Source organism: Erwinia sp. PPS120, assembly GCF_047918655.1.
Lineage (GTDB): Bacteria > Pseudomonadota > Gammaproteobacteria > Enterobacterales > Enterobacteriaceae > Erwinia > Erwinia tasmaniensis_A.
In genome coordinates this window covers 1-7643 of record NZ_JBLREF010000010.1, presented here as the reverse complement: position 1 = coordinate 7643, position 7643 = coordinate 1, and the positions used below count along the sequence as shown (strand labels likewise).

Below are 7643 nucleotides of genomic sequence, written 5' to 3'. Positions count from 1 at the left end.
CGCAACAGGCGGATAAACAACAATGACCATCAGGGATGTCCGACAGGCCAGCGCCAGCGCGGGTGCCACCCAGCAGGCGACGCGTACCGTATTTTTTATTGCAGGCATGGGCATGGCCGCCTGGGCACCGCTGGTGCCTTATGCCAAAGATCGCGCACAGCTTACGGACGGCTCGCTGGGAACCCTTCTGCTGTTTTTAGGGCTGGGTTCGCTTATCGCGATGCCCCTTACCGGCATGCTGGTGGGCCGTTTTGGCTGCCGCAGCATCATCGCGCTGGGCAGCGCATTTATAGTGCTGGCGCTGCCGCTGCTGGCGACGCTGGACACCCCGCTGCTGCTCTCGCTATCGCTGATGATGTTTGGCGCCGCTATCGGGCTGGTTGATGTGGCCATAAATATCCAGGCCGTAGAGGTGGAGAAAGCCTCAGGTCGCGCCATGATGTCGGGCTTTCACGGCTTTTTCAGCGTGGGTGGAATAGTGGGTGCCGGTAGCGTGAGTGCCGCTCTGGCGCTGGGGCTTTCGCCGGTGCAGGCCGTCGCACTGGTCGCCGTCGTGCTTATGGCACTCTTCGGCCTGTGCCAGCGTCATCTGCTCAGCCAGCGCCTTCATCAGCAGGGCGCGCCGCTGTTCGTGCTCCCTCAGGCCTGGGTGCTGTTTCTGGGGGGGCTTTGCTTTATTCTGTTTCTGACCGAAGGGTCGATTCTCGACTGGGGCGCGCTGTTTCTGACCCAGCTCCGCGGCCTGCCGCACTCTCATGCCGGCCTGGGCTACGCGCTGTTTTCGGTTGCCATGACGCTGGGCAGGCTAACGGGAGACCGCATCGTTCGTCTCTGCGGGCGTACGGCGACGCTGTGCTGCGGCACCCTGTGCGCGGCGGGCGGTTTGCTGCTGGCGGTGTCCGTCCCCAGTGCGACCATGACGCTCGTCGGTTTCGTGCTGGTGGGATTAGGCGCATCAAACGCCGTACCGATTATGTTCAGTGCCGCAGGAAATCAACGCGTCATGCCGGTTAATCTGGCGATTTCCTCAATGACAACCATTGGTTATGCGGGTATTCTGGCAGGTCCGGCGCTGATAGGGTTTATTTCGCAAGGATATGGTCTGGCAGCGGCTTTTAGTGTGATTGCCGTTCTGCTGCTCATTGTCGCCGCCAGCGCCCGGCTGATAACACGTTAACTGAGATCTCACGCTACGCTATGCTGCCATACAAATTTCCCCTAACTTCAGGTAACGTCACGCGCTTCTTCGTGGTGTTTATTATGGTCCTGCTGCTGGGCATCGGATTTATGATCCATAGCGCGGTAAGCTGCTGGCTTACGGATAAACGCTACGCCATGGCAGATATCGCGCACGCGATGCAAAAACGCGTTGATACCTATCGCTTCGCCACCTGGCAGATTTATGAGAACCTGGCGGCCAGCGCCGCAGGAACGCCACCTAACAGCCTGCAGGAGACGCGGCTACGCCCGGACGTCTACTATCTTGAAAAGACCCGGCGTAAAACCGAAGCGTTAATCTTCGGCTCGCACGACAGCAGCACGCTGGATATGACGCAGCGCATGTCCAACTATCTTGATACCCTGTGGGGCGCCGAAAACAGCACCTGGTCGATGTACTTTCTCAACGGCCAGGATAACAGTCTGATCCTTATCTCCACCCTGCCGCTTAAAGATATGGCCACGCGCTATAAAGAGAGCGCCATCAGCAGTATCGTTGATGCGCGTCGCGCGGAGATGCTCCAGCAGGCTAATGCGCTGGATGAACGGGAAAGCTTCTCCTCCCTGCGCCGCCTGGCCTGGCAGAACGATCACTACTTCACGGTACGCACTACCTTTAATCAGCCGGGGCATCTGGCAACCGTAGTGGCTTTCGATCTGCCGATTAACGACCTGATGCCGATGAATATGCCGCTGGAGAATTTCCAGCTTAAGCAGGATGCGGCAGGAAGCAGTGAAATTAGCGATGCCGGTGACGTAACCCAGAGTACCCGGATAACCCTGGCTAACCCCAATGTGGAGATTTCGGCCTCTCTCCCCAGTACGCCGCTGGAGTTAGTTTATCGGGTGCCCATTACCGGTCTGCTGGTGGATACGCTGCACAATCTGATGTGGCCGCTGCTGGCCAGCATTGCCATGCTGGTCCTGTCGTTTATCGGCCTGTTTATGCTGCGTAAGCAGTCGCTGCGCCCGAGTGAAAACCAGAGTGCTGAACTGGACTCGCTGCGCGTGCTGAACGAGGAGATCGTCGGCAGCCTGCCAGTGGGGCTGCTGGTCTACGATTTTGCCAATAACCGCACCATCATCAGCAATAAAATTGCTGAGCATCTGCTGCCGCATCTGAACCTGCAAAAAATCATTAATATGTCCGACCAGCACCAGGGCGTGTTGCAGGCGACCGTCAACAATGAGGTCTATGAGATCCGTCACGCCCGCAGCCAGCTTTCACCCAATACGCAGCTGTTTATGATGCGCGATCAGGATCGCGAACTGCTGGTGAACAAAAAGCTGCAAAAAGCCCAGCAGGTACTGGATAAGAATCATCAAACCCGCCAGCAGCTGCTGCAAAATCTCGGTCACGCGCTGAACCAGCCGCTGGTGGACGTCATTACGCGTTTACAGGCTACGGGTGAGGCGCACGCCAGCGATGAGCTTAGCGATGCGCTGGAGTCAGCGCAGGCCCTGAGCAGGCTGGTGGATGATATCGTGCTGCTTAATCGTCTGGAAACGCTGGACTGGGCACCGGACGCGGGCGCCTTTAATCTGCAAAGCCTGCTCGATGAGCTGGTGTCAGAAGCTCTCCCCTCCCTGCGTCGTAAAGGGCTGGCGCTGGTAGTAGGTAATCGTCTGAATCTTGATGAGAATCGCTATGGCGACCGACGGGCGCTGTATAAAATCCTCTCAACCCTGCTACATTACGCCATTACCAGTACCACCTGGGGGCGCATCAGCATTGAAGTGACCTCTCCGGCCGATCGCCCCGATCGCCTGTCGATTGAAATGGTCGATACCGGATCGGGTCTGACCGTGGATGAGATGGGCAATACCGATTTCCCCTTCCTTGGTGAAACCACCCAGGATCGCTTTGGTCAGGCATCCGGACTGGCCTTCTTCCTTTGCAAACAGCTCTGCAAACAGCTGGGAGGGCATCTGGAGATTGTTGCGCGTCCTGATATCGGCACGCGATACAGTATTCAGGTCCACGCGCCGCAGGAGAATTTACAGGCTCAGGAGGAGAAGCTGCTGGAGGGCGTGACGGCGCTTATTGATATTACCGTGGACGATATCCGTAAAATTGTCGTCCATCAGTTAGAAAACTGGGGTGCCAGCTGCATCACGCCTGACGAACGTTTTTCCGGTCAGGATCATGATGTGCTGGTCACCGACGACCCGGCGCGCCTGACGCCGTGGTCGCTGTTACTCACGGATGATGAAGCGGGCTACAGTGCACTGTCGAAAGACAAGTTCAGGGTGAACTTCAATATCAGCAGCGCGATGCAGGATGCTCTGCTTCAGCTTATTGAACTTCAGCTGGCCCAGGACGACACTGACCCCGACCAGAGCGATCGGCAGGAGGATGTGCAGCTTTTTGCACCAGGATATTTCCAGCTCTTCGTTGATACAGTACCAGATGATGTCAAGAGATTGTATAATGAGGCAGCGGAAAGGAACTTGAGTTCACTTGCTCAGACTGCGCATCGCCTCAAGGGCGTGTTTGCCATGCTCAATTTAACACCGGGCAAGGAGCTTTGTGAAACGTTAGAACTGCACATTAAAGAGTGTGACGATTCAAACATTAAAAATACCACCAGTGAGATTGACCTTTACGTCAACCATCTGCTGCAGCAAGGTAACCAATAAAATGAACAACCTGAACGTAATTATTGCCGATGACCACCCGATTGTTCTGTTCGGTATTCGCAAGTCACTCGAACAAATTGAATGGGTAAACGTCGTTGGCGAGTTCGAAGACTCCACGGCCCTGATCAATAATCTTTCCAAGCTTGATGCTAACGTGTTGATTACCGATCTGTCGATGCCAGGCGAGAAGTATGGCGACGGCATTACGCTTATCAAGTATATCAAGCGTCACTATCCCGATCTGTCGATTATCGTTCTCACCATGAACAATAACCCGGCGATCCTCAGTGCCGTGCTCGATCTGGATATCGAAGGTATTGTGCTGAAACAGGGTGCACCAACCGATCTGCCTAAGGCGCTGGCCGCCCTGCAGAAAGGCAAAAAATATACGCCGGACAGCGTGGCAAAACTGCTGGAGAAAATCAGCGCGGGTGGCTACGGCGACAAGCGTCTTTCTCCAAAAGAGAGCGAAGTGTTACGCCTGTTTGCCGAGGGTTTCCTGGTGACTGAAATCGCCAAGAAGCTGAATCGCAGCATCAAAACCATCAGCAGCCAGAAGAAATCGGCGATGATGAAGCTCGGCGTCGAGAACGATATCGCGCTGCTGAACTATCTCTCCTCCGTCAGCACCATGCCGATTGAGAAAGACTGATAGCCCTTCGGCATAACGATAAAGGGTGGAGCTAAGCTCCACCCTTACCGACAAACCCCACGTTTTTACGTGGGGTTTGTCTTTTGTAGCGACCGGAGACCACAGAGCTGCACATAACAATGACCATGATGTTGTTTCGCAAACGCTAAGCTCCGCATCCCTTCTGCATCTTACTGCCCCACCTACATGGGTAACGTAATGGGCAGACCGCACAGATTTTCGCATCTGACCGGTAGTACCGGCAGTCGTTGGGATCCCTGGCACGGTATCTTTAGTGATGGTTTCAAAAGGCATTCGCTTAATGGCTTCAACACCGGCGCAGGCTGTCACTTCTAAAACGGTTTAAACACCTCAGCCACGCCTTTCAAACCGTGATTTGAGTTAAGTCCGGCCCTGAGGGGTTATGAGATGATGCCGTTTCCGACGGAGAATATCAGGAACTCAACGCATGGACGACAAAAGCGAAAACCGTTCTTACCATCGTCCCATCTGGGATGACAACGGGCGGTTTCATTACGAGGTCATTCCCCAGCCGATAGAAAAACATCACGTGGCGGTCTGCCTTATGCCACCCGAAAAAGTGATCCCGGTGATTTTTATTCCGGGCGTAATGGGGTCAAACCTGAAAAATGAAGACGGTGAAGTCTGGCAGTTCAGTACTTCATCACTCATAAAATGGCCGCTTGCCAACGCAAAAAAAAAGAAAGCAGCTTCTCGATCCGATGACCACAACCCCTGATGACAGCGGGGCGATTTTTAACGACGGGGCGGATGGCAAAAAATTCCCCTCCCGGCGGGAGCGGGGATGGGGATACGCCTTTTACAAGAGCTACGGTGAGGCGCTCGACCGGCTGCAGTACCTGCTCAGTGACGACGATATCCTGATGGATAATTACTTCAGGGAAGCGCAGCTGCAGACGGCGCGACAGCGTTTTACCGGCGTGAGGATAGGCGACGAGCCGCCGGAACAGGTGCTGACCGAAGAAGAAACGGCCCACGGCCACCGATTTTTATACCCGCTGCACGTTTTTGGCTATAACTGGCTGCAGTCCAGTGCGGACTCGGCGACGCTGCTGGGAAAGTATATCAGCAGGGTACTGCTGGATTATCATCATCGTCTGGCAGTGAAAAAGGTGATACTGGTCACCCACCCGATAGGGGGACTGGTTGCCCGGCACTACCCGAGAACATGAACGGGCAGGAAAATATTCTGGAGATTGTACACGGCGTAATGCCTGACCTGGGCTCGCAGCGGCATACCGGCGCATGAAAACCGGTGAGCGCGGCGTTACCGGGATGATTATCGGGGACAGTGCAGAAAAGCTGATGCCGGTACTGGCACAGTCCCCCGGTCCGCTACAGCTGCTGCCGGGCAGGGCCTATGGTCCGGGCTGGCTGAAAATCGAGGGCAGCACAACCCGGCTGTCCCTGCCGGTGGACGACCCGTATAAGGAAATTTATCTGAACAAAACGGCCTGGTGGCGGCTGTGTGAGCAGGATCTGCTGCTGGGGGATACGGAAAAAGCGTGGAGCGAGTTTGAGACGAGGATAAATGAAGACGTTATAAAATTCATTGAGAAGTTAAGCGGTAAATACCATCCGCAGACCTGGCTGTTTTACGGTGCCAGCGTGGACAATCCGTCTGATGCCTTCCTGACGTGGAAGGAACGATCGGTTCTGCGGTCGCCCTTACCGGCGAGAGGCTATCACGTTCCGTCGTCACCGACGTACCGGTATGATGGGGATATCACTTTTGAACTGCTCTCCTCCGGGAGCCCGGGTGACGGCACGGTGCCGGTGAACGCGGTGCGAATGCATGCCGCGCGAATACGCGGGATCCTGGGCACGGATGTTGATCATGAAGGCGCTTATGCCGCTGACCCCGTGGACCGCGCCCGTTCGGTTTACAGTGACCTGTCAGACGCCCTGCTGTTTACGGTGCGCCCGGTGGTGAAAATCGTCCAGCAGGTACCGGCGCCATGAAAAAACCCCCTCTTCTCCTGCTTATCCCGCTGGCAATGCTGCTGCTGGCGGCAGGATTTTATCTTCACCACTATGTAACGTTTGTGCATACGCCGCCGGCGTTAACGAACAAGGAAAAACGTATGGTTGATACCCTGTTTGCCACCACCAAAGCCCAGTGTGTGGGCCGCTATGTATTTGAGGTTCCCGCCTCGTTTGAAAATACCCTGAGGGACCGTGCCCGGATTAACGAGGTGAGCATCAGCAGTAAACGGCTCTACCGTCCGGCGTTTGAGCAGCGTATCCGGCGGCGGGGGCAGGAATTACAGAACGGACATACGGTTGATCCGAGTGATCAGCCGTTTTTGAAGCAGATGATCCGGCTGAGTGAGAACGCGGTGATATTTGACCGCAATAAAAACGAGAGCGTGCCGGGCTTTGGGCGCACTCTGGAAGGACACCTGTACGTTAATGGGGTGGCGTTTATCCTCACCCAGCATATTACGGATTATTCTGATCCGCGTTATAAGGAAGAACGCGCGTTTTATTTGCGGGATGAGGCCGGGAGACCCGCCTGGATGGCGAATAACAAGCCGCAAAAACTGGCAAAGCTTCAGGATGTAATGTCCCGTCTGAGCGGGCGAAAGGACGAGGAAATCCCGACGCAGCCGGGAACCTTTATTTCGGAAGGGTTTATCCGTGACGGGAACGGACAGCCGAAGGAAAATATTACCTTTGTCTATCCGCACAGTCCGGTCTTTTCACTTTCGGTTTCCACGAATACTTATCTTGGCGCTCCAGCAAGCATGCTGGAGCGGAGTCATGAAATTCAGCCTTATCTGACTAAGATCAATGCGCGAACATTACGCAAAAACAAAACACAGATAGCCGGGTTCGGGGCCGATGAATGGCTTAACACCGCTCCGTCTGAAAAATCCCCCGACAATCCGTCCGGACAGCTACTTTTTAATGTCATCGCTAATGAAAAAATAGTGGATTTCCGACATCCGATTATTGACCTGACATTAAGTGTATTAGCTCAGACCTGATCTGACAGTTACCGGTTATTTATACAGGTGTCCGTCAGATTACATCTGGTTTAAATTTTTCTCAGCCCAGATGTGTTTTCCATCAAGTAACGTTTCCATTGGCGTCCGGCCACAGCACATTT

Annotated in this window: 7 protein-coding genes; all 7 read left to right on the top strand. The window is 54.7% G+C overall.

Annotated features, from left to right (window positions below; translation table 11 throughout):
* The first annotated feature begins 22 nt into the window (after window positions 1–22).
* The 7 genes from ACLRGG_RS06330 (at window position 23) to ACLRGG_RS06300 (ending at window position 7521) form a co-directional block, all read left to right on the top strand.
* Window positions 23–1177 carry an MFS transporter gene (locus ACLRGG_RS06330; RefSeq protein ID WP_416248925.1) on the top strand — a complete coding sequence of 385 codons (1155 nt, stop codon included), beginning with the start codon at window positions 23–25 and terminating at the stop codon, window positions 1175–1177.
* Between the two features lie 20 nt (window positions 1178–1197).
* Complete coding sequence (rcsD, locus tag ACLRGG_RS06325; protein WP_416248924.1) at window positions 1198–3858, top strand: phosphotransferase RcsD; 2661 nt, start codon at window positions 1198–1200, stop codon at window positions 3856–3858.
* Between the two features lies 1 nt (window position 3859).
* A complete protein-coding gene (rcsB, locus tag ACLRGG_RS06320) occupies window positions 3860–4510 on the top strand; it encodes a response regulator transcription factor RcsB (RefSeq protein ID WP_067705624.1) in 651 nt (216 codons plus the stop codon).
* Window positions 4511–4958: 448 nt separating this feature from the next.
* Entirely contained in the window at window positions 4959–5249 is a 291-nt protein-coding gene (locus ACLRGG_RS06315) for a hypothetical protein (RefSeq protein ID WP_416248923.1), read from the top strand.
* Window positions 5233–5703 (top strand): esterase/lipase family protein, encoded by a 471-nt coding sequence (locus ACLRGG_RS06310; protein WP_416248922.1) that lies wholly within the window; start codon window positions 5233–5235, stop codon window positions 5701–5703. Before ACLRGG_RS06315 ends, ACLRGG_RS06310 begins: the two co-directional genes overlap by 17 nt.
* 73 nt (window positions 5704–5776) lie before the next feature.
* A complete protein-coding gene (locus ACLRGG_RS06305) occupies window positions 5777–6493 on the top strand; it encodes a hypothetical protein (RefSeq protein WP_416248921.1) in 717 nt (238 codons plus the stop codon).
* Window positions 6490–7521 (top strand): Tli4 family immunity protein, encoded by a 1032-nt coding sequence (locus ACLRGG_RS06300; protein ID WP_416248920.1) that lies wholly within the window; start codon window positions 6490–6492, stop codon window positions 7519–7521. Before ACLRGG_RS06305 ends, ACLRGG_RS06300 begins: the two co-directional genes overlap by 4 nt.
* Window positions 7522–7643 lie beyond the last annotated feature (122 nt).

Coding starts and splice junctions, on each gene's coding strand:
- ACLRGG_RS06315 (WP_416248923.1), top strand. CDS start 4,959: ATGGACGACAAAAGCGAAAACCGTTCTTACCATCGTCCCATCTGGGAT.
- rcsB (WP_067705624.1), top strand. CDS start 3,860: ATGAACAACCTGAACGTAATTATTGCCGATGACCACCCGATTGTTCTG.
- rcsD (WP_416248924.1), top strand. CDS start 1,198: ATGCTGCCATACAAATTTCCCCTAACTTCAGGTAACGTCACGCGCTTC.
- ACLRGG_RS06310 (WP_416248922.1), top strand. CDS start 5,233: ATGACCACAACCCCTGATGACAGCGGGGCGATTTTTAACGACGGGGCG.
- ACLRGG_RS06300 (WP_416248920.1), top strand. CDS start 6,490: ATGAAAAAACCCCCTCTTCTCCTGCTTATCCCGCTGGCAATGCTGCTG.
- ACLRGG_RS06305 (WP_416248921.1), top strand. CDS start 5,777: ATGAAAACCGGTGAGCGCGGCGTTACCGGGATGATTATCGGGGACAGT.
- ACLRGG_RS06330 (WP_416248925.1), top strand. CDS start 23: ATGACCATCAGGGATGTCCGACAGGCCAGCGCCAGCGCGGGTGCCACC.